The sequence below is a fragment of the Rhodoferax sp. ZS1R8 genome (assembly GCF_056521325.1).
On sequence record NZ_JBWMBA010000006.1, the window covers coordinates 125,147 to 146,221 of the forward strand.

The window sequence follows — 21,075 nt, forward strand, 5'->3', positions numbered from 1 at the left end:
CCTTGTGGAACAGTGACTCAGAAAAAATCAAAAAGTGGAAGTAGCCTGGGCGCCATAGCGCGCCAGGATGTTTTCAAAGCCCTGGTTGGCGCGGGCTATCGAGCCAGGTTTTTGCAGGAAACGGGCTTCGTAGTGCAGGGCCAAGATCAGGCCGTGGATCTCGAACGCCATTTGTTCTTCGTCAACATCGGCGCGCAGGTCGCCGCAGGCCTTGGCCAGCACGATAGATCGGTTCATCGCCGCCAGCCAGGTCTGTACGGATGTGGCCAGCGCATCGCGCACGGGGCCGGGGCGGTCGTCAAACTCTACGGCACCACTGATGAAAATGCAGCCGGCCTGGATCTCTTCGGCCACCAGCTTCATCCAGTTGGCAAACAAGGCCTTGACCCGGGGCAGGCCGCGGGGCTGCTCCATGGCGGCAAAAAACACATCGCGCTCGAAATGCGCAAAGTATTGGTGGATGACGGAAATCTGCAGTTCTTCGCGTGAGCCAAAGTGGGCGAACACGCCCGACTTGCTCATATTGGTGGCCTCGGCCAGTGCGCCGATGCTCAGGCCCTCCAGGCCGATCTGCGTAGCCAGGCTTAAAGCGGCATCGACGATAGCCAGTTTGGTCTGCTGGCCCTTTTGCAGCGCACGCCCGGACGGGGATTTGGCCGCAGCGGCGGTTGCGGCACGTGCTTCGGCCGGGCGGGCTTTGCGGATCAGCTTGGCGGAGAGGGACGCGATAGACATGGACGCAATGTACTACAAAATAGAACGATCGTGCTATTCTGCATGCATTACATCCCGCGACAGAAAATTTTTTGTGGTCTAGAGCCGGCTTTCTAAACGCCAGGCGGGTTTACCCCAGCAGTACCCGCAGCGTGGCGTCCAGGTGTTCGGAGGGCGCGCGCTTGTAGCCCGAGCGCACAAAGCGCTGCAGGCGCCCTGCCACAAATGCCACAAGCGCCGAGGCCCTCAACTGCGCATCCACCGTGGGCGTGGCCGACGCTGCTGCACCGTCGCGCAGGCACTGCTTGAGCGTGGCTTCTATCTTGTCGAAGAATTGGTTCATGCGCTGCTGCAGCCGTTCGTTCTCGAACACCAGCGCATCGCCAACCATGACGCGGGCCATGCCGGGGTTCTTCTCGGCGAACTGCACCAGCATCGCAATGACCCGGGCGGCTTGGCGCGTGCCCAAATCGCCCGCAACGTCCCCAGCAGCGGCCAGCTCACGCTCGATGATCTGGTTGACCAGCGAGAAAACCGTTTGCTCAATGAATTCGATCAGCCCTTCGAACATCTGCGCCTTGCTGGCGAAGTGGCGGTACAGCGCCGCTTCGCTGACATCAAGCCGGGCCGCCAGTGCTGCCGTCGTGATTCGCTCGCCGCTGGGCTGCTCCAGCATGCTGGCCAGGGCCTGCAGGATCTGCACCCGGCGTTCACCCGGTTTGGGGCGCTTGCGTGTCGGCGTTGTCGTCGTGCCGGTGGTGATCGTGGCCGCCTGCGCATTGGATTCCACCCCGGGCTGGGCATGGTCGTCTGGCGGCTCATGGGACTGGGTAAGTGCGTCTGGCATGGTGCGCAAAGCGATAGTGATAAATCATTCTCGCATAGGGGTGGTGAGGGTTTTGCCTAAGTAAAACTCTCAGTTCGTTGCAGAGTCCGTCAACGATCAACGCGGAACGCTTCGGTTGGATAAGCGACTACTACGATGATTGTTGAGTAAAGTGAAATTGATCGAGTCAATGGTGCAGATTTTTTGGGCCACTTGAGAACTGACTTCAAAGAAGCCGACGTAAAACGCACCACATGAGAATACAGTGGCTCTCAGTAAGATTTATTTAATGTGTAGCAGGCACAGAGAAACACGTTGCTGCTGATGACAATACCAACAAATTTTAATGATGAATCCAAATACTGAAATTGTAGAAATAGCTTTGATCAAACTTATATTTCTAATAGCAATACTCTATATATTCTCGTTCGTGGCGGACGCTTTTCTGGTTTCAAGATTGGATTTCCCAGAAACAGTAGTCAAGTGCATTAGCACGGTCGCTTTACTATTATGTTCATTGTTTCTAGTCAAATATGCCAACACACCATTTACTTATAGTGACTTCAAGGCCCCCTCGATTGGTTGGTTTGGTGTTTTTTTATGCATTATTACTTCTCTAGTTTTTCTCGAAACCGTCGGGATCATGGCTGATAAAGTCGGTACGCTCGATATTAGAAAAATGTGTAGCGGAAAGGGTCTAAATTATTTGCAAATCATTAGAAGTTGTGTTTTATCCCCGGCGGTTGAGACCGTACTATTTGTAAAGCTCCTTCCTACTTTTTATTTCCGTGGGAATCCGAAATCATCCCCCTTTAGAGTGTTTCTTGTTTTGGGATTTTTCTTTTCCTTGATGCATTCCCGTTTTTCAACGGTTGGCTTTGGCGGTGCTGTGCTGGCAGCTATGATTTTTTGCTACGTATATTACGGAACGGGCTCGCTTTTGGCTTCCTTTTTAGTACATGCAAGCCTGAATGGCGCCTTACTATCGCTCGATACATTCTGCATCCAAATATTGGAGCAACTCCTGTCTCTTACCCATCTGGCCTCCTATCTCTTGGCTTCGACCGCTCTCGCGGTAATTTCCGCTGCGATATATGCACTCGATAGGCGAATTAAATTGCAGACATGACTACCGCATTGAACATTTGATACGAGGGGCGGGCGAGTGAGATTTCTTTGAACGCACTATCTGTAGCATATTCTCCAGAGTTTCTAAGTTAAGAAAACTCTGGATTGCGCAGAAGGACGGTTTGATTGGAGCGAACCATCCTTTCTAGAAACCGCGCAATTTATGGATGGGCACGCTCTGTTGCACCCAGGCCCCGTTTGGTGACTATCACTACGCAGGTAGAGATAGCCGCATACGCAACCCACGCCCGTGGCCATCCAGCACCTGCAAATGGCTGTTGTGCACCCTGGCAATTTCCTCGGCAATGGCCAGGCCCAGACCCGTGCCCTCGCCCACTGTGCCGGCCAGGCGATAGAAGCGCTCCAGCATGCGTGCACGTTCGGCCACCGGCACGCCGGGGCCATTGTCCTCCACCTCCAGAAAGGGCTGAGGGGTGTCGACGCCAGGCTCCTGGGCCCAGCCGCAGCGCAGCGTGATGCTGCCGCCCTTGGGCGTGTAGCGTATGGCGTTGTCCAGCAGGTTGCCCAAGAGCTCGCGCAGCAGCCACTCGTGGCCGGTGGCGTGTACGTCGACCGCTTCCAGCCCCAGATCCATTTCCTTGGCGGTGGCGGCGTCCAGATGGGTTTCGAGCAGCATTTCGCACAACTGGCGCAGATCCACGCGCTGCATGGCCTGGGTATTGGCGCTGCGCGCATCGGCGCGCGACAGGGCCAGCAACTGGTTGGCCAGCTGCGATGTACGGCGCACGGCTTGGCGCAGCTTGAAGACCTGGCTTGCTTCCAAAGTAATAGCAGTGTTGGCAAGCTCCGCGGGGGCTAGATGGCTATTCTCCATATAGACATGTTCGGGATGGGCCTGCGCCGCTGTCGCGCCCACGGCCTGCGCCCAGGCCTCCACCTGGGCCTGCAGGCCAGCCAGCGGCGTGCGCAGCTGGTGGGCGGCATCCGCCACAAAGCGGCGCTGGCTTTCAGCCTGGGCGTTGACCAGGTCGAACAGCCGGTTCAAGGACTGGACCAGCGGGCGCACCTCGTCGGGCGAGCCCTGGGCGTCCAGCGCCGACAGGTCGCGCGGCGAGCGGTGCTCCACCGCTTCCTTCAGCTCGATCAACGGTCGCAGCGCGCGGCGCACCGCCCAATTGACGCCAAAGAACGCGGCCACGACCAGCACCAGGTTGGGCAGCGCCACCTTGAGCCACAACAGGCGCAACCATTGCTGGCGCGGGTCGGAGCCGTCGGCCAGACGCAGCACCAGGTCGCCGGCCACGGTGTGCATGCGCTGGCTGACGATGCGGTAGATCGCGCCATCGAACTCCTGGCTGGAAAATTCAGGCTCGTTGGTGGCTGGCGGCATGCCGCTGAGCCAACTGTCGCCCACCAGCACACTGCCTTCGCGTGCGACAAAGGCATAGGCAGACTGACCGGGCCGCTGCGTCAGGAAATCTTCCAGCGGCGGGGCCATCAGCAGCACCGGCGGTGCGTCATCGGTCGCGCCTTTGGCCACCACCGAGCTGGCCATCATCGGCACCATGGCCAGCAACTGACGGTCCTGCTGCAGCGCCGCGCTGTCGGCGGAGCGGAAATCAAACCACGCGTTCAGCGCCGCCAATAAAAACAGCGGCACCAGCAGCAACAGCAACAGGCGCCGCTCCAACCCGGAGGCCATGCCGGCGGGCTGCTGCGCGGATGGGTTCACGGGCGCGGGCTCACGCGGCTGGCGCGGTGGGCGCAGGACCGGTCGGGTCCGTCAGCGGGTTGAGCAACTCCAGCCGGTAGCCAAAGCCGCGGATGGAGCGCAGCGCCAGGCCATGCGGCTCCAGCTTGCCACGCAGGCGCGAGATGTAGACCTCGACCGCGTTGGGGGTGATTTCCTTGTCCCAGCCGGTCAAGGCCTGCAAGAGCTTGTCTTTGTTCGCCGGCTTGGGGGCCTGCAGCATCAGGTACTCCATGACCGTCCACTCGCGCGGGCCCAGCTCGATAGGCTGACAAGGGCCATCGGCACCGCCGGTGCGTATGCAGGCTTGGCGCAGCGCGGTGTCCAGCTCCAGCGGGCCAAAGCTCAGCGTGGCCGAGGTAGCGGCCTGTGATCGGCGCAACAGCGCGCGCAGCCGGGCCAGCAGTTCGGGCAGCTCAAAGGGTTTGACCATGTAGTCGTCGCCGCCCATGTCCAGCCCCTGCACGCGGTCTTGCAACGCGTCGCGGGCCGTCAGTATCAGCACAGGCATGGCATGGCCGGCCTTGCGCAAGGTTTGCGTCAACACCAGGCCGTCCATGCCAGGCAGGCCGATGTCGATAACGGCCAGGTCGAATGTCTCGGCGCGGGTGACCTCCAGCGCGCGCTCGGCGCTGCCGACCCAGTCCACTGCATAGCCCGCGCCGGTCAGGCCCAGCTTGATGCCGCTGGCCACCATCACATCGTCTTCCACCAACAAGAGTCGCATGGCTAATTGACCTCCAGCCCCCGCGGAATGCGCGTAAGCAGCTATGAAAACAGTAGCACTTCCACCGAACCTTCAATGGGAACGGATCATGGTTCCGAAAGCCTGGTCCGTCAGAATCTCCAGCAGCAGCACGTGGGGCACGCGCCCGTCGATGATGTGCACCGCGTTGACGCCGCTCTTGGCAGCGTCCAGCGCACCGGCAATCTTGGGCAGCATGCCGCCGCTGATGGTGCCGTCGGCAAACAGTTCGTCGATGCGCCGCGCAGTCAGGTCGGTCAGCAGCTCGCCATTCTTGTCGAGCACGCCACTGATGTTGGTCAGCATCATCAGCTTTTCGGCCTTGAGCACGGTGGCCAGCTTGGCGGCCACCACGTCGGCGTTGATGTTGTAGCTCTCGTTGTTTTCACCAAAACCGATGGGGCTGATGACGGGAATGAAGGCGTCGTCCTGCAGCGCCTTGACGACGCTGGGGTCTACGCTGACGATGTCGCCGACCTGGCCCACGTCATGCTCGACACTGGGGTCGGCGTTGTCCATCATCTTGAGCTTTTGCGCGCGTATCATGCCGCCGTCGCGCCCGGTCAGGCCCACGGCCTTGCCGCCGGCCTGGTTGATCAGGCCCACGATGTCCTGCTGCACCTCGCCGCCCAGCACCCACTCCACCACTTCCATGGTTTCGGCGTCGGTGACGCGCATGCCCTGGATGAATTCGCCCTTTTTGCCCAGGCGCTTGAGCGCGTTCTCGATCTGCGGGCCGCCACCGTGCACGACAACCGGGTTGATCCCGACCAACTTGAGCAGCACCACGTCTTCGGCAAAGTCGGCCTGCAGCGCGGGGTCGGTCATGGCGTTGCCGCCGTATTTGATGACCATGGTTTTTCCGTGGTACTTGCGGATGTAAGGCAGGGCCTGGGCCAGGATTTCGGCTTTGTCGCGGGGAGCAATGTGGGCGGTGTCGGACATGGTGGGTGCGGGTGGAGCGATGGCGCTCTATGGGTTTGCGGGAAGTGACCGGATTGTGCCGCATCACGGGGCACGCCGGGTGGGGGTCGACAGCCATCCGTCAGCCCTCTGCACGACAATGGTGCGCATGAACCCTGGAATTGGCTACGCCCTGTCCGCCTACATGATCTGGGGCCTGTTTCCGCTGTACTTCAAGCAGGTGGCCGATGTGCCCGCGCTGGAGGTGGTAATGCACCGCACGGTGTGGTCACTGCTGTTTGTGATGCTGATCCTGCTGGTGCGCAAGCGATGGGCCTGGCTGGGTGCGGTGGCGCGTCAACCCAAGGTGCTGGGTGCGTTTGCGCTGTCGGCGCTGCTGCTGTCCAGCAACTGGCTGACCTATGTGTGGGCGGTGCAAAACCAGCATGTGCTGGATGCCAGCCTGGGGTATTTCATTTTGCCGCTGGTCAACGTCACCTTCGCCTACGCCTTCCTCGGCGAGCGGCCCCGCCGTGGCCAGTGGATGGCAGTGGGCTTGGCGGCGATGGGCATCGTGTGGCTGACGGTACAAACCGGGCGCCTGCCCTGGGTGGCCCTGGTGCTGGCGCTGACCTTTGGTTTCTACGGCCTGCTGCGCAAGGTGGCGGTGCTGGGCGCGCTGGAGGGGCTGACGCTGGAGACCCTGGTGCTGGCACCGATAGCGGCCGCCTACCTGGCCTATGGCGTGTGGCACGGCGACAGCGTGCTGCTGCAGGGGCCGAGCACGACGCTGGCCTGGCTGGCCGTCGGTGGCCCGCTGACCGCCATTCCGCTGCTGCTGTTTGCGGCCGGCGCGCGCCGCATACCGATGACCACACTGGGGATCCTGCAATACGTGTCGCCCAGCATCCTGTTCCTGCTCAGCGTACTGGTGTTCAAGGAGCCGCTGCAAGTGCCGCGGTTGATCGGCTTTGCGCTGATCTGGGGCGCGCTGGTCGTCTACAGCCTGGAGGGGCTGTTCAACAACCGCCGGGCGCGGCTGGCACCGGCCGGTAACGTCGCCTGACCGAAATCCTTAAGCCAAATCGGGCTGCAGCCCACGTGCAGCGTGAGTAAGCCGCTATCACTTGTATAGCGGTTTTCATCTTCATCCTATACGGATTTCAACGCAATCAGCTCCGCCACACTCTGCTTGCGACACCTTTTCTACTGCAGGCGAATGCGGACGATTGCTTTTCCATCTGCGACAACCAACATAGAACTGCTACTGTCCGTGGCCATGGAGGTTGGGCGGAAAATACTACCCGTTGTGCCCATCACGGTATCGACACTACCTGGTGTACCGGCGATGGTCTTCACAGTTCCATCTGGCGTAATTTTTCTGATCAGGTTGTTGTCGGTATCTCCGACATAGACATCGGTTCCCACCACAGCAATACCGTGAGGGTGGTTGAACTGGGCCGTGGCCCCGGGACCATCTTTGTAACCTGGCTTGGAATCCATCCCGGCCAACGTGGACACTACACCGCTGGTGCTGACTTTCAACACGATGGAGCGCCACCGGTCCACCGCATAGGCGTTTCCGGCGGCATCGAAAGCGACGGCCGTGACATAGGGGCCTCCCAGATCAGCCATTGTTTTTCCGCTGCTCAGGTTGACTAATTTGCCATCCGATTCACCATACAAATTATCCTGGGCGTCAACTGCCAGCAGGCTCGATCCAGTCGCATAGGTCTTTCCCGTCTCAACTCCATCGAGCGTGAATTGCTTCATAGTACTGCGACTAAATTCGCTAGCGCCGGGGTCGTACACGTACAGAAATCCTCGGCTATCAAGGGCAAGGCGCGGTTGCCCTTGCCGCGTCAGTAGGGTTGTCCAGCTTCCGCCAGGGCTGAGCCTGCGTACCGCATAGTCATCGGCAACCACTACATTGCCCCGTTGGTCCGCGGCCAAGCGGCTAATCCCATCGGCCGTTCCGGCAAGCGTTGAAACAACACCGTCCTTAGAGATGGCACGCAGGGTGTTGTTGTTCCTGTCAGCCACCACCAGATTGCCCTGTCGGTCTGCCGCAATCCCCATTGGCAGATTGAATCTGGCGCTCAACCCCTGGCCATCATTGAACCCGGTTTCACCCTCAACACCGGCGATCGTTGTCAAAAGGCCTTGGGACGACAACTTCAAAATGGTGTTTTTGATGAAGGCTACCTGGCGCAAACCTGCCGTGATATATCCATTGGTCAAGTAAACATTACCAGCAGCATCCACTGCCATTCCGTTGGCACCCAGGCCGATGCCGGCGGGGAATTCATAGACCTGTGTCAAAACACCTGTTGGTGTGAGCTTGTGCAATACATGCTTATTAGACGTGGACTTGATGAACAAATTTCCACCGGAGTCTGCAGCCAGAAGAACTGAGTCAACTATGGTACCCGGCGGCAGAGCCAGGGTGGCGACGGATCCGTCGGCCGCAATCTTTCGCAGTGCATTCCCATCCCACACAAAGATGTTGCCGGTCGGGTCGGCCGCGACGCTGCCGATACTTCTAAACTGCGCCGCGGCGCCTTTCCCGTCTCCTGAACCGGGCAGCCCAGGGCTACCAGCAAGGGTGGATACCAGCCCAGCAGGCGTTATTTTCCGGATGGTGTAATTGCCGGAGTCAGCAACGTAAACATTGTCGGCCGCGTCCACGGCAATGCCGACAGGGCTCGAAAATCGGGCGCCAGTGCCCGTGCCATCGACGTAACCGGAATTTACAGGGTCACCCGCAAACACGGTCACCACGCCAGCCGGCGAGATTTTCCGGACCGAGTGCAGTTGGGACTGCGTGATGTAGGTGTTACCCAGTGAGTCGAGAGCAACGCCATCAGGCGCAACGATGCGAGCCTGAGCGCCGCTGCCATTAGTCGTCTGAATGGTGCCAGCCACCAAGCTGAGCTCCGCAGGCTTTTGCACCACGGGCGGCGGATCTGCAGGCTTGGGCTCGGCGGCAACAGTTCCCCCACCCGATCCCCCGCATGCGACCAACGCCATGCTGCAGATACCAATGACTAGGGATACCAGTGAAGTTCGCGGCAACTGCCAGAAGCTAGGTCGGCCCAGAAAAAAAGACTCCCTTTTTGTTTTCATAAATTTTCTTTTTGAGGTTTTTGGATCATGCGCAAGCGATAGGACTTTGCGCACTGCGGGGACTGTTTCCCACGCGCGGCATGCCGTCTGTGCGCCAATGAACCATGTCTCCACTTATCAAGTGGCCGCACACCGAATGAACAGCTCCAACACTGCCATGGTGCGTCTTTCACACTGTACACAACGCATCGAATAGCCGACCCATCACACACAGATTGCGGGGGCCAGCTTTCCAACGGCATGCGACCGGCATGGTACTGCAATCCACGTGCCGGACCGCTCCCGCCCTGTCAACATCCACAGCGACGGGTCGCACTAACAAAATCAGACGGCAGCCCTCTTCGATATAAGCTTACCGCTATTATTACGATAGCAACTGTTAGACCGCCTCCAACGCAATCAGCTCCGCCACGGTTTGCTTGCGGCGTATCAGCCGGGCCTGGCCATTGGCCTCCACCAACACTTCAGGAATCAGCGGTCGCGTGTTGTAGTTGGAGGACATGGATGCGCCATAAGCACCCGTGTCATGGATCACCAGCAGATCACCCACCTGGGCCGCGGGCAGGTCGCGCTGCAGCACCACACCACCCTCGCCCTGCGTAAACACGTCGCCCGATTCGCACAGCGGCCCTGCCACGACCGTGGGCTGCACAGCGCTGGTGGCGGCTGTGCCATCGGCGCGGATGATCTCCATGCCGTGGAAGCTGCCATACATAGACGGGCGCATCAGGTCGCTGAAACCCGCGTCCACCATCACAAAATGCTGGTTACCCTGGGCCTTGGTGGCGCGCACCTCGGCCACCAGCACGCCGGATTCGGCCACCAGGTAGCGGCCCGGCTCCAGCTCCAGCGCCACGGCGTGGCCCAGGTCTTTGGCAATCTGCTGGCGGGCGGTATCCCACAGGGAGAAGTAGTGCGCGGTATCAATCGGCGCCTCATCCGCCCGGTAGGGAATGGACAAGCCGCCGCCCGCCGACACCGCATGCAAATCCATGCCCTGCGCCTTGACCGTGCGCACCAGACCCACCATGGCGCCGCACACCTCTTGCAAATGGCCGTAGTCCACACCCGAGCCAATGTGCATGTGCAACCCCTGCAGCGCCAACCCGTTGCTACGCACCTTGGCCAGCGCAGCCACCAGCTCGCCATGCCAAATGCCGTGCTTGCTGTGCTCGCCGCCAGTATTGGTCTTGTTGCTGTGGCCATGGCCAAAACCGGGGTTGATGCGCAACCACACTGGGTGGCCGGGGCTGACCGCACCCAGCTGGTCCAGCATGTCGATGGAGCCGCAATTGACGGGAATACCCAGCTCGACCAGGCGCGGCAGTGTGGTGCGGTCCAGCAGGTCGGCGGTAAAAACGATTTCGGCATGGCCGTTGTGCAGACCGGGCGTGTAGCCAGCAGCCAGCGCGCGCTCGACCTCGCCTAACGACACCGCATCCACCATCACGCCCGCAGCTTTAAGCAGGCGCAGCAGGTGGGTATTGGAGTTGGCCTTTTGCGCAAAACGCACCACATCAAACTGGCGCAGCGCCTGGACGCGGGCCGCAATGGTGGCGGCGTCATACACCCACAGCGGCGTACCGTGTTGCTGGACCAGGGATGCGAGGGTGGAGGGGGTAAAGGGGTTCATAGAATGCAATGATCCCAGCCCGAACCGATTCAATCAATGCCATTTTTATTAGCAAACTATTCAAATTGGACATAGTTAGGCCATGCCCCGCTCAAACAAGCCAGAAATAACAAGCCCTCCAGGGGTCTGGGTGGCAGAGCGTTTTGCGCAGGTAAAGGAGGAGCCCGCAACGCGGGCGGGGGACACGGAGCAAAACGCTCTGCCACCCGGACACCGAGCGCGCACCGATAACGCCCCCCCGTTAACCCACCGCCAACTAAGCCTGTTCCGCGCCATCATGCTGCACAGCAACCTGAGCCGCGCAGCAGACGCCACCAACTCCAGCCAACCCACTCTGAGCCGTGAGCTGGCAAGGCTGGAATACGTCTTGGGCTTCGCCCTCTTCGACCGCGTGCGCGGCCGCTTGCGCCCCACGGCCCGTGCCTTGGCGCTGATGCAAGAGGTAGAACGCTCCTTCATAGGCCTGGAACAAATAGCAGCCCGCGCCCAAGAGTTACGCACCCTCAGCACCGGGCGTCTACGCCTGGCCTGCCTGCCCGCGCTGGCCCATGCGCTGGTACCCCAAGCCCTGCAACATTTCAGCAAGGCTTTGCCCGAGGCCGGCGTTACCGTCGTGCCGCTGGAATCCCCCTGGCTGGAACAGGCGCTGAGCGAGCAACGCTTTGACCTGGGGATCGGCGAAACCACCGAGGCCCCCACCGGCGTCGAACTGCGCCCGCTGCTGCAGGTGAACGAGGTGGCGGTACTGCCTGCCGGCCACCGCCTGTGCAGCCGCGCCGTGCTGCAGCCGCAAGACTTTGAAGGTGAACGTTTTGTCAGCTTGGCCGAAGGCGACCCGTACCGCCGGGCCATAGACGCGGTGTTTGCGGCGGCCGGCGTGCAGCGCGCCACGCGGCTGGAGACTGCCAGCGCAGTGGCCGTCTGCGCCATGGTGCAACAGGGCCTGGGCGTGGCCATCGTCAACCCGCTGACCGCTGCGGCAATGGCCGGGCCGAAACTGGTTGTAAAACCTTTGTCCATGGCCATCCCATTCAGCGTGGGCCTGCTATTGCCCCAGGTCGCTACCCCGCACCCGCTGCGGGATGCACTGGTGGACGCCATCACCCGTAGCGCCACCGGGGCTATCATTGCGTAGCACCCGCTCACCGGTACGGACTCCCCATGGCAATCACCCCACCCTCCTCCCTCGTCGAATTCAGAAACTTAAGCTTCAGCTACGGAGACCACAAGGTCCTGGACAACGTCTCGCTGCGCATTCCCAAAGGCAAGGTCACCGCGCTGATCGGCCCCATGGGTGCGGGCAAGACCACCGCGCTGCGGCTGATGGGTGGCGAGCACAAGGCCCAAAGTGGCGAGATGCTGTTCGACGGCCAGGATGTGGGCCGCATGGACCAGCAGCAGCTCTACGCCGCACGCCGGCGCATGGGCGTGCTGTTCCAGTTTGGCGCGCTGTTTGCCGATTCCACGGTGTTCGAGAACGTGGCCTTTCCGCTGCGCGAACACACCGACCTGCCCGAGGCGCTGATACGCGACATCGTGCTGATGAAGCTCAACGCCGTGGGCCTGCGCGGCGCACGCGAACTATTTCCCAGCGAAGTCTCAGGCGGCATGGCGCGGCGCATCGCGCTGGCCCGCGCCATCGCGCTGGACCCCGAACTGGTGATGTACGACGAGCCCTTTTCCGGCCTGGACCCGATCTCGCTGAAGACTGCAGCCAAGCTGATACGCCAGCTCAACGACTCCATGGGCCTGACCAGCGTGTTCGTGTCGCACGAACTCAAACATACGCTGGAACTTGCCGACCACGTCATCGTGCTGGCCAACGGCAAGGTCGCCATCGAAGGCACAGCGGAAGAAGTCCGCACCAGCACAGATGCTTTGGTCTACCAGTATGTGAACGCCAAGCCGGATGGGCCGGTGCGATTTCACTTTCCTGGGGTGACGGTGGACGAGGACTTTGCGCTGGCTAGCGCGCCATCTATCCCTGGTTGAGGCCGCGCCGGCTGGCACACCAGGTGCGCCACATGGATCGGAAGGCGTGCTCCGCCTCGACCGCAAGACCACGGCCATCCAGCAAACCGGCATCTTCCATCCGCGTACGCAGCGACGCGCGCAATGCACCCAGCAGTTGGGGGTCATTGGCCAGCGCGACAGCTTTGCCAACATATGCCTGCGCATCACTTGCGGCCCACTCGGCGAGCCCCATGCCGGTCAGTATGCTGGCACCGACCCGGCTGGCTGCCGTCTCCCCCCTGAGGGTGATGACAGGTAAACCCATCCATAGCGCGTGGCAGGTGGTGACGCCGCCGTTGAACGGAAACGGGTCAAGCGCGATATCGGCCTCATGGCCCAAGCGCATGTAATCTTCAATAGTGGTCCACCCGCGCAGCGTCAGCCTGTGCGGCGCAATACCCAAGTCGCTGAACGCACGGCTGACGGTGTTGGCCAGCTCAGGGTTCTCCAGGCCCGCGGCCTGCAGCAACAGGCGTGCGGTGAGAACGCGGGTGAGGATGGTGGCCCACACCTCCAGCATCGCTGGGGTTATCTTGGCCAAAGTGTTGAACGAGGCGAATGTTACGAAACCATTGCGCGCAACCGGCTCCGCACCGACCTCGCCGCACACCGGGTCCGGGCGGTAAGCTGCGTAAAAGCGTTTGAACCGGATCAGCTGTTCGCTGTGAAAGGCTTCGCTGTGGCCCGGTGGGTCCATGACCGCATCGGTAAAGCGGTATTGCATGGCTTGCAAGCCGGTAGACACCGGAAATCCAAACCAGCTGACCTGCACAGGCGCAGGTTGGCGCGCAAACACCAACAGCCGATGGCCCTCGGTGTGGCTCGAAAGGTCCACCAAAATATCGATGCCATCTGCCGCAATGCGCTCCGCCAAAGCGGCATCACCCATAGCCGCGCACACGACCCACTCGTCAGCAAAATGTTTGAGGCGTTCGGTGACGCCGTCCACCCGATGGCTGTTGCTGTAGCAAACCAGGTGGCAGTCACCTTGGTGCAAACCGGCCAATAACGGCTCAATCCAATATGCCGCGGCATGGTTGCGAAAATCCGCAGACACCAACCCCACCCGCAACCGCCGCTCGGGGTCCACAAGATTGGTATGCCGCAGGTCTTTGCCTTGTAGGGGAAGACCGTGCAGATGGCCCCAGACTTCGACCTGCTGCCACAGTTCGCGCGCGCTCGCCGTCACATAGCTGCCAGCCAGGATACGGCTGCTACGGGTCAACGCTTCCTTGGGATCCAACCGCAATGCCTGGTCCAATGCCATGACTGCATCGCTTTGGCGGCCCAGGCGCAGCAGGGCTCCGCCCAGGTTGGCGTGGTACATCGCCCGCGACGGCTGGAGCTTGACCGCCATACGGTACGCGTCTTCGGCCTCCACCACCTTTTGCATCAGGAGGTAGGCACCACCCAGATTGCAATGGGCCTCTGCAAAATCCGGCTTGATTGCGATCGCTGCCTTGCAGGCCGCTACCGCACCGTCCAGGTCGCCTTCGGCCTTGAGTTCCAGGCTCAGGCTATTGAGTGGATCCGCATAGCGTGGGGCGAGGTCTATGGCGCATTGGAAGCTGGCCTTAGCGGCCTCTCTGTTACCGGACTGACTCCACGCGCGCCCCAGGTTGTTATGGGCCACGGCGTAGTCGGGCTTGAGCCGAATCGCCTCGCGGTAGTAGCGGATGGACTCGGCCAGATTCCCTTGTCGCAACAACATGTTCCCCAGGTTGTAGCAATAGGCTGGCACCGTGGGATCGGCTTTGATGGCCTTGAGCACCAGCTTGATGGCCTGATCAGCGCTCCCCATTTCTTCAGAGAGGCAACCCAACAGGTGCAGCACCTCCGCGTTGTCCGCGTCTTTGCGCAGGATGTCCGAGTAGACGGCTTTTGCGGCCTTCAGATTGCCCGACTGCCGGTAGCGCAGGGCCTCCCCAAGCAGCTTGGCCGCGTCGGCCTTGGATGGCTTCACTGCCATTCAATTCTCCATGCGCCAGCATCGGTTGCAACTTGGAATGGGTGAAAAAGGGGCACGGACAAGGCTCCTGCAGGGATGAGAGGGCTGAATTATCCGTGCAATTGGCCAGACAACCGGGGTCACCACACGACACCAACGGTTACAAAAATGGACGCGGCCCAAAGGCAAAATTCGACACCTGAGGGCGAAGATAGGCCCCAGCTTAGGAGATCACCATGAAGTACAGCAGCAAGAAGTTGGGTTACCGCGCCACTGCGGCGGCAGTGGTGGCACTGGGCGCCGTTTTGCAAGCGCATGCCATTGACACATTCGACGCCAACAGCAAACTGCTATCTCTGGACGCCGTCTCCATGGGTGGCATTACCTACAGCCAGGTCCAGGCGACTGTCAGCTCCTACATCCTGCTGGGTGTGGACGGTGGGACGCCGGGCACGGACAGTTTCGACGCCGGCACCAATCTGCTGACGCTGGGGGCGGTCAGCTTCCAGGGCACGACTTACAACAATGTGCGCGTCCAGATCAACGCGTACACCCTGCTGAGCGTGGGCAACAACACACCCGGAACGGGTGGCAACACGGCGGTGTATGCCAACCTGAAGGGCGCCAGCCTGGGCGCGGGTGCGAGCCTGAACGGGGCGATTCCGTTCCCGGCCAACAACGCGTGGAACACCGACGTGTCCGGTGCGGCGGTAGACCCGAATTCGGACGCGTTGATCGCCAGCATAGGCCTGACGCGCGGTCTGCATCCAGACTTCGGCTCGGGCCTGTACGAGGGTGCGCCGATCGGCATTCCGTATGTAGTCGTGTCATCCGCACAGGCCAAGGTGCCTGTCACCTTTACCGACTATGGCGACGAGAGCGACCCCGGCCCCTACCCGATACCAGCGGATGCACCGATCGAAGGCCAGCAGGCCAATGGCAGCGCCTTTGGCGGCGACCGCCACGTACTGGCCATTGACCGCGATGCCAACCGTTTGTATGAAACCGGCAACTCCTATCCCCAAGCCGGCGGCGCGTGGCGGGCCAGCGGCGGTGCGGTGTTCAACACCGATTCCAACACGGTGCGCCCTGGTGGTCGCCCGGGCTGGACCAGCGCCGATGCCGCAGGTCTGCCCATCTTCCCGGGCCTTGCCCGCTATGACGAGGCCTCGACCGGTGTCATCCGCCATGCGCTGCGCTTTACCGTCAGCACCACGCGCAAAGCCTATGTGCCGCCGGCTACGCATTGGGCGTCCAGCAACACCAGCGCCAATGTGCCGCCCATGGGCATGCGCGTGCGACTGAAGGCCAGCTATGTGATACCGGCTAACTTCAGCACCGAAAGCAAGGCCATCCTGCAAAGCATGAAGACCTACGGCATGTTCGTGGCTGACAACGGTTCCAACTGGTATGTCAGCGGTGCGCCCGACCCGCGCTGGAACAATGACAAGCTGGTATCCGAACTGGGCAGCGTCAAGGGTGCTAGTTTTGAGGTGGTGCGCATGGATGGGTTAGTCACCCCATAGACCCAAATCGCGCCACGCAGCGCAGATGTGCGGGCGCTTCCGCTGCAAATCCTAACGGGTACCCGGTGGGTGCGCCAAATCTTCGTGCTTTTGCGCCAGGTATTCGTCCAGTGTCAACTCGTGCAACTGCGGAGAATGCCGCTCTGATAGCGCGAACCAGCTGCGCAACCGTGCATCCGTCTGCGGTTGCCCCACGGCACCGGGAACGCTGGTATAGGCTAACAACGCGAGGTAATTGCGGATCACATTGCGCTCTATTGAGCCCCGCTCGCCCTGTACGAACTGGGGCTTGCCATCCTTGGTGGTATCGACCACGGTGAAACCAATCTTGTTGCGGCCGGCGGTGGACAGGTAGATACCCAGCGCCATCTTGGCCATGGTGCCGTAGCTGTAGCCGTAGCCGAAATGCAGGAAGCTGCGCTGACTCTCCAGCGGCGTGACTTCAAAAACAATGCGGTAGTCCGCTGTGGACAGCGGGCCGGTTGCGGCCGTCAGCGCTACACGCAGATAGTCCGCGGTGCTGGCCTCGACGCGCATGCTGTAGTTCATCGTATAAACCGAACCACCCGTCACCCCCTGTTTGGGTCCGGCCGTCAACACCAAGCCCGCTCCAGCGGTGCCTTGACTGGGCTGACACGCCCGTATGTTCAGATGCAGAAACATGACGCCGCAGATGTTTTCCGGTGCGCTGAGCAGGCTACTCGCTTGCGCGAATGACACAGGCACTTCGGCATACACATCCGCATGCAGACGCTTACCCGAATCTTGGGACACCAAGTGCACGGGCTCACCCAAGACCTTGGCCTGCAACTGGGGCTGCAACTCGGCATGCTTGGCCAGCAGGCTGGCAGCGTTGCCGCCAGCTGTCGCCTCAGGCGCTGCCAACACGGGCAACCCCAAAGACGCCAGAAGCACCGCAAGCAGCAGTGAGGACGCTGCCCGAATCGGGTTGCGGGGCATGGTGAAGTGTGCGTGCATGTTGTTGGTAGCCATTCCCGTTGATCTTGCCATGCTCTGTTGAGAGTGTCAGTGTGCCACCCCACACGCAGATTCTGGCACCACTTTATGTACTCGGAAAGTCGGAATTCCGGCTGGCTATTCTGGTAATTCACGCCAAGCACACCGGCCTGGATTTTGCCGATGTGGCCATCGTCAGTGCCGACAAGGAGGTCCGGCGGTGACAATATAGGACCCCTTACCCCGGAACCACCGCATGGCGCTCACCCCCAACCACGAACTCAGCATGACTGTGCTGATGACGCCCGACATGGCCAACTTTGCCGGCAATGTGCATGGCGGCACGCTGCTGAAATTTCTAGACCAGGTAGCCTATGCCTGTGCCAGCCGCTACGCCGCCCGCTATGTGGTAACCGTCAGTGTGGACCAGGTCATGTTCCGCCAGCCGGTGCATGTTGGTGAACTCGTGACCTTTATGGCCTGCGTCAACTACACCGGAAAATCGTCGATGGAGATCGGCATCAAGGTGATCGCGGAAAACATCCGCAGCCAGCAGAAGCGCCATGTCAACAGCTGCTTCTTCACGATGGTGGCCGTGGACGATGACCGCCGCCCGGTCGCCGTGCCGGTGCTGCAGCCCCAGAGCGCCCGCGAGAAACGCCGCTACGAGCAGGCGCTGCTACGCAAGGAGCTGCGCCAGGAACTGGACACCCGCTTGCAGGCCATCAAGACGATGAGTTAGCCCCCACGGTCGCCCACTGCATGTAGCTCCCTGCCCCCAAGGGGAGGCGGCCCGCCGCGGCGGCTGAGCCCTAGCGGGTAACGATCGCAAAGTTGCCGGGGGCCTTGTCGATCAGGCCAAAAAAGCGCACCAAATCGACCGTGCTGCCGGTCACTTTCAAATCGTCGCTGAGCAGCGTGTCTTTGACGCCTGCCGTCCCTGCAAGCATCTTGACGAAAATGTCTTTGGTCAACGCCAGCGTGGCGTTGGCGTCCGGCGCTGCCTCGCCGCGTTTGAAGTGCAGCACCGCGTTCTCGATCCACAGCACATAGGTTTCCTTCAAGTCGGTCAGCACCAGGTTGACCTTGAGGTTCTTGCCGTCGGCGTCCGGGCCATTGAGCCCAGCTGCCATGGCTTCCAGAAAGCGCTCGACGGGAGTTTGCAGCAGCATGTCCACCAGCATGGCCTTCGACGCGCCCTTGGCCGGTGGGCCGTTGCGCAGTTCCTGGGCCGCTGTCAGGTAGGAGTTGCGCCACGTCGAGGCCTCGGCCATATAGCCCATCTGGTCATAGGTCCTGGCCAGCAACTCCTTGGCGGCCCTGTTCGACGGCTCGCCAAACACTGCGTGGTTCAGCAGCTCGGCGGCCCACCGGTAGTCCCCCTTGTCAAAGGCATCCTGGGCGGCCGCCACGGTTTTGTCGACACCGCCCAGCAACGCCAGGTAGCGTTTGGCGGACTCCTGCGGCGGCAGCGGATTTAGGTTAGCCGGGTTGCCGTCATAGGCACCCAGGTAGAACTGGTATACGGCCTTGACGTTGTGGCGCAAGTCACCGTAGTAGCCGCGCGCGCCAAAGAATCCGGACAGCGATGCAGGCAGCTTGACCATGTCGGCAATCTCGCGCGGCGTGTGGCCGGCATTGATCAGGCGCACCGTCTGGTCGTGCGTGTATTTGTAGACGTCGCGATGCATGGTGATCATTTTCTGGATGTTGGCCTTGCCCCAAATGGGCCAGTTGTGCGAGCCGATGTAGATGTCGGCGTCCTGGGTCTGCTCCAGCGCCTGGTCCATGTAGTTCGACCAGCGCAATGCGTCACGCACCTTGGCGCCGCGCACTGGCAGCAGGTTGTGCATGGTCTGGGCGAGGTTCTCGGCCCCGTCGTACAGTTTTTTGCTGGGAATGCTGAAGGTCAGCTCGGCCGGGCACTCGGCGCCCGGCACGTTGTGAAACATAAAATCCACGCCATCGAGCTGCAGCACCTGCGTGGGATGCTCAATCAGGCGGTTGGGCGGCAGAATGCCTATGTTGCCGTAGGCCACATCTTTGCCGAGGCCCGTGTCCACATTGCCCTTGGCTGAGCGCGGCAGATCGCGCCCAAACTGGTACAGCGAGCGGCGCGCCATGCCGGTCCCCACCAAAATATTTTCGCTGGTGGCCTCTTCCATGAAGCCCGCCGACGCAACGATGGGCAGCTTGCGATCCGCCACGTCCTGTGGGGTGGTGATGCCCAGCACGCCGCCGAAATGGTCGGCGTGGGCATGGGTGATGATGATGGCCGACACCGGTTTGTTGCCCAGGTGCTGGCGCGCAAAAGCCAGCGCAGCGCTGGATGTTTCGCGCGCCGTCAGCGGGTCGACAACGATCCAGCCGGTCTTGCCTTCGACCAGCGTCATGTTCGCGATGTCGAAGCCCCGCAATTGGTAGACCCCGTCTGTCACCTTGAACAGGCCGATGTGGGCATTGAGCTGCGCATGACGCCACAGGCTGGGGTTGACGGTGTCCGGTGCCTTGCCGTCCAGAAAGCTATAGGCCCCAAAGTCCTTCAAAACCGTGCCATCCGCCAGCGTGATCTTGCCGGTGGGCTTGGCGATGAAGCCGCGCTTGGCGTCCTCGAAATCCTGAGCGTCATCCAGTTTCAGGGTCTGGGCAAACTGGGCGTTGGCTTTTAAGGTATCGGGGCTGGCGTCGCCTGCCGCACCGCCTATACCGCTGGTTTTGCTGCAGCCGCTGGTCACCACCAGTATCGCTGTCGTAACTGCAAGTGCGCGTAGCGTCACTGGCCTGCTTTTCATGCTGGGGTGTCCTCTGCGGGGTGCAATCAAAACGGCAATTGTGAAACCCGATCTAAAATCCGTCCAATGCATTCAAACTTAGATTTCAATGCATTCACTGCATGGAAAAACCAGGTAACCCACGATGGACATCCGCAGACTCAAGCACGTGGTGGCGCTCGCCGACGCCCGTAATTTTGGCCGCGCCGCGCTGCAGTGCCATTTGAGCCAGCCAGCGTTCAGCCGCAGCATTCAGGCGGCTGAAGACGAGTTGGGGCTACAGCTGTTTGACCGTGGGACGGTGGACGTACGCTGCACTGACGCTGGCGCGTTTGTCGTGGAGCGAGCACGCAAGCTGGTGTTCGACAGCCACTGCCTTGAACGCGATGTGAGCCTGTACCGCGAGCGCCAGATCGGCGACATCGCGCTGGGCGTCGGGCCCTTTCCGGCAGCAACACTGCTACCGGTGTTGCTGACCGACATGCGCACGCGCTTTCCCGCTGTGAATGTGCGGGTGGAGGTCAACAACGCAAACTATCTTGCAGAACACCTGCGTGCCGAGGAGCTGGATTTCTATGTGGCGGATCTGCGCAATATCCCGGCCACGTCAGAATTTGAGATCACGCGTATCGGCCAGTTGACTGCGAGATTCTACGTTCGTGCGGGGCACCCATTGCTCGAAACCCCTTCTGCTCCCGGCAAAGCGCTGCTGCACTATGGCCTAGCCAGCGTGCGCGTGCCCGACAAGATTCTGTTCTTGCTGGCGTCTTTGATGGGATTGCCCGAAGGCGTGCGCCTGCCGCTGGCGCTGGAGTGTGATGATTTGAATCTGCTGAAGACGGTGGCGATGGCCACTGATACGGTGCTGGCCTGCGCGGATGCGGGCGCATTGCAGGAAGTAGCCCAAGGCCGATTAGTGCGTTTGAAAACGCCCGACCTGCCTACCCAATTTTCCGACATGGGCATCGTGTCGTTGAACGGCCGAAGCTACTCACCCATAGCGCAGTACGCGGTTGATTTTCTGGCCCAGCTGGGGGTTACAGCGGGCCAGACCGTGAGGCCAGGGTGAGGTGC

General features: G+C 61.0%; 18 protein-coding genes. 8 read left to right on the forward strand and 10 right to left on the reverse strand.

Going from position 1 to position 21,075, the window contains the following annotated elements; genetic code table 11:
- Positions 1-27: 27 nt before the first annotated feature.
- Together AC097P_RS20120 and slmA are read right to left on the reverse strand one after the other, a co-directional pair.
- A complete protein-coding gene (locus tag AC097P_RS20120) occupies positions 28-735 on the reverse strand; it encodes a TetR/AcrR family transcriptional regulator (protein ID WP_479612217.1) in 708 nt (235 codons plus the stop codon).
- 109 nt (positions 736-844) lie between these two features.
- Complete coding sequence (slmA, locus tag AC097P_RS20125) at positions 845-1,561, reverse strand: nucleoid occlusion factor SlmA (RefSeq protein ID WP_479612218.1); 717 nt, start codon at positions 1,559-1,561, stop codon at positions 845-847.
- 328 nt (positions 1,562-1,889) lie between these two features.
- On the opposite strand from slmA, the gene AC097P_RS20130 reads away from it, so the two are divergent.
- Complete coding sequence (locus AC097P_RS20130; RefSeq protein ID WP_479612219.1) at positions 1,890-2,669, forward strand: CPBP family intramembrane glutamic endopeptidase; 780 nt, start codon at positions 1,890-1,892, stop codon at positions 2,667-2,669.
- A gap of 210 nt (positions 2,670-2,879) precedes the next feature.
- Here AC097P_RS20130 and AC097P_RS20135 read toward each other — a convergent pair whose 3' ends face one another.
- The 3 genes from AC097P_RS20135 to argB form a co-directional block, all read right to left on the reverse strand.
- Positions 2,880-4,331: an ATP-binding protein gene (locus AC097P_RS20135; RefSeq protein ID WP_479612328.1), complete on the reverse strand. Its 1,452-nt coding sequence runs from the start codon at positions 4,329-4,331 to the stop codon at positions 2,880-2,882.
- Positions 4,332-4,371: 40 nt separating this feature from the next.
- Positions 4,372-5,106: a response regulator gene (locus AC097P_RS20140; RefSeq protein WP_479612220.1), complete on the reverse strand. Its 735-nt coding sequence runs from the start codon at positions 5,104-5,106 to the stop codon at positions 4,372-4,374.
- A gap of 72 nt (positions 5,107-5,178) precedes the next feature.
- Positions 5,179-6,069 (reverse strand): acetylglutamate kinase, encoded by an 891-nt coding sequence (gene argB / locus AC097P_RS20145; RefSeq protein WP_479612221.1) that lies wholly within the window; start codon positions 6,067-6,069, stop codon positions 5,179-5,181.
- 127 nt (positions 6,070-6,196) lie between these two features.
- Between argB and rarD the strand changes: the two genes are divergently transcribed.
- Positions 6,197-7,093, forward strand: coding sequence for an EamA family transporter RarD (gene rarD / locus AC097P_RS20150; RefSeq protein WP_479612222.1), 897 nt, complete (start codon positions 6,197-6,199; stop codon positions 7,091-7,093).
- A 140-nt stretch (positions 7,094-7,233) separates the two neighbouring features.
- Here the strand turns inward: rarD and AC097P_RS20155 are convergent, their stop codons facing one another.
- Together AC097P_RS20155 and lysA are read right to left on the reverse strand one after the other, a co-directional pair.
- Complete coding sequence (locus AC097P_RS20155; RefSeq protein ID WP_479612223.1) at positions 7,234-9,207, reverse strand: NHL repeat-containing protein; 1,974 nt, start codon at positions 9,205-9,207, stop codon at positions 7,234-7,236.
- Between the two features lie 325 nt (positions 9,208-9,532).
- Positions 9,533-10,786: a diaminopimelate decarboxylase gene (gene lysA / locus AC097P_RS20160; RefSeq protein WP_479612224.1), complete on the reverse strand. Its 1,254-nt coding sequence runs from the start codon at positions 10,784-10,786 to the stop codon at positions 9,533-9,535.
- A gap of 130 nt (positions 10,787-10,916) precedes the next feature.
- Between lysA and AC097P_RS20165 the strand changes: the two genes are divergently transcribed.
- Together AC097P_RS20165 and AC097P_RS20170 are read left to right on the forward strand one after the other, a co-directional pair.
- A complete protein-coding gene (locus tag AC097P_RS20165; protein ID WP_479612225.1) occupies positions 10,917-11,921 on the forward strand; it encodes a LysR family transcriptional regulator in 1,005 nt (334 codons plus the stop codon).
- Between the two features lie 26 nt (positions 11,922-11,947).
- Positions 11,948-12,778, forward strand: coding sequence for an ABC transporter ATP-binding protein (locus AC097P_RS20170; protein ID WP_479612226.1), 831 nt, complete (start codon positions 11,948-11,950; stop codon positions 12,776-12,778).
- Here the strand turns inward: AC097P_RS20170 and AC097P_RS20175 are convergent.
- Positions 12,765-14,768, reverse strand: a complete 2,004-nt coding sequence (locus AC097P_RS20175) for an O-linked N-acetylglucosamine transferase, SPINDLY family protein (protein WP_479612227.1) — start codon at positions 14,766-14,768, stop codon at positions 12,765-12,767. The two genes, AC097P_RS20170 and AC097P_RS20175, sit on opposite strands and share 14 nt — an antisense overlap.
- Before the next feature lie 215 nt (positions 14,769-14,983).
- On the opposite strand from AC097P_RS20175, the gene AC097P_RS20180 reads away from it, so the two are divergent.
- Entirely contained in the window at positions 14,984-16,273 is a 1,290-nt protein-coding gene (locus tag AC097P_RS20180) for a hypothetical protein (protein ID WP_479612228.1), read from the forward strand.
- A gap of 51 nt (positions 16,274-16,324) precedes the next feature.
- Here AC097P_RS20180 and AC097P_RS20185 read toward each other — a convergent pair whose 3' ends face one another.
- The gene (locus AC097P_RS20185; RefSeq protein ID WP_479612229.1) at positions 16,325-17,266 is read right to left on the reverse strand and encodes a hypothetical protein; all 942 of its coding nucleotides are present in this window, start codon (positions 17,264-17,266) and stop codon (positions 16,325-16,327) included.
- A 38-nt stretch (positions 17,267-17,304) separates the two neighbouring features.
- On the opposite strand from AC097P_RS20185, the gene AC097P_RS20190 reads away from it, so the two are divergent.
- Together AC097P_RS20190 and AC097P_RS20195 are read left to right on the forward strand one after the other, a co-directional pair.
- Complete coding sequence (locus AC097P_RS20190) at positions 17,305-17,454, forward strand: hypothetical protein (RefSeq protein WP_479612230.1); 150 nt, start codon at positions 17,305-17,307, stop codon at positions 17,452-17,454.
- A 32-nt stretch (positions 17,455-17,486) separates the two neighbouring features.
- Complete coding sequence (locus AC097P_RS20195; protein WP_479612231.1) at positions 17,487-17,972, forward strand: acyl-CoA thioesterase; 486 nt, start codon at positions 17,487-17,489, stop codon at positions 17,970-17,972.
- 70 nt (positions 17,973-18,042) lie between these two features.
- On the opposite strand, the gene AC097P_RS20200 is transcribed toward AC097P_RS20195, so the two are convergent.
- On the reverse strand, positions 18,043-20,022 hold the full coding sequence (locus AC097P_RS20200; RefSeq protein WP_479612232.1) for an alkyl/aryl-sulfatase: 1,980 nt from the start codon (positions 20,020-20,022) through the stop codon (positions 18,043-18,045).
- 124 nt (positions 20,023-20,146) lie between these two features.
- On the opposite strand from AC097P_RS20200, the gene AC097P_RS20205 reads away from it, so the two are divergent.
- Complete coding sequence (locus tag AC097P_RS20205) at positions 20,147-21,070, forward strand: LysR family transcriptional regulator (protein ID WP_479612233.1); 924 nt, start codon at positions 20,147-20,149, stop codon at positions 21,068-21,070.
- Positions 21,071-21,075 lie beyond the last annotated feature (5 nt).

Excerpts from the sequence above, each read along its gene's own strand:
- AC097P_RS20205 (WP_479612233.1), top strand. The coding sequence starts at position 20,147 with ATGGACATCCGCAGACTCAAGCACGTGGTGGCGCTCGCCGACGCCCGT.
- AC097P_RS20135 (WP_479612328.1), bottom strand. The coding sequence starts at position 4,331 with ATGGCCTCCGGGTTGGAGCGGCGCCTGTTGCTGTTGCTGCTGGTGCCG.
- AC097P_RS20200 (WP_479612232.1), bottom strand. The coding sequence starts at position 20,022 with ATGAAAAGCAGGCCAGTGACGCTACGCGCACTTGCAGTTACGACAGCG.
- AC097P_RS20120 (WP_479612217.1), bottom strand. The coding sequence starts at position 735 with ATGTCTATCGCGTCCCTCTCCGCCAAGCTGATCCGCAAAGCCCGCCCG.
- rarD (WP_479612222.1), top strand. The coding sequence starts at position 6,197 with ATGAACCCTGGAATTGGCTACGCCCTGTCCGCCTACATGATCTGGGGC.
- AC097P_RS20180 (WP_479612228.1), top strand. The coding sequence starts at position 14,984 with ATGAAGTACAGCAGCAAGAAGTTGGGTTACCGCGCCACTGCGGCGGCA.
- AC097P_RS20195 (WP_479612231.1), top strand. The coding sequence starts at position 17,487 with ATGGCGCTCACCCCCAACCACGAACTCAGCATGACTGTGCTGATGACG.
- lysA (WP_479612224.1), bottom strand. The coding sequence starts at position 10,786 with ATGAACCCCTTTACCCCCTCCACCCTCGCATCCCTGGTCCAGCAACAC.
- argB (WP_479612221.1), bottom strand. The coding sequence starts at position 6,069 with ATGTCCGACACCGCCCACATTGCTCCCCGCGACAAAGCCGAAATCCTG.
- AC097P_RS20185 (WP_479612229.1), bottom strand. The coding sequence starts at position 17,266 with ATGGCTACCAACAACATGCACGCACACTTCACCATGCCCCGCAACCCG.
- AC097P_RS20170 (WP_479612226.1), top strand. The coding sequence starts at position 11,948 with ATGGCAATCACCCCACCCTCCTCCCTCGTCGAATTCAGAAACTTAAGC.
- AC097P_RS20140 (WP_479612220.1), bottom strand. The coding sequence starts at position 5,106 with ATGCGACTCTTGTTGGTGGAAGACGATGTGATGGTGGCCAGCGGCATC.
- slmA (WP_479612218.1), bottom strand. The coding sequence starts at position 1,561 with ATGCCAGACGCACTTACCCAGTCCCATGAGCCGCCAGACGACCATGCC.
- AC097P_RS20130 (WP_479612219.1), top strand. The coding sequence starts at position 1,890 with ATGAATCCAAATACTGAAATTGTAGAAATAGCTTTGATCAAACTTATA.
- AC097P_RS20175 (WP_479612227.1), bottom strand. The coding sequence starts at position 14,768 with ATGGCAGTGAAGCCATCCAAGGCCGACGCGGCCAAGCTGCTTGGGGAG.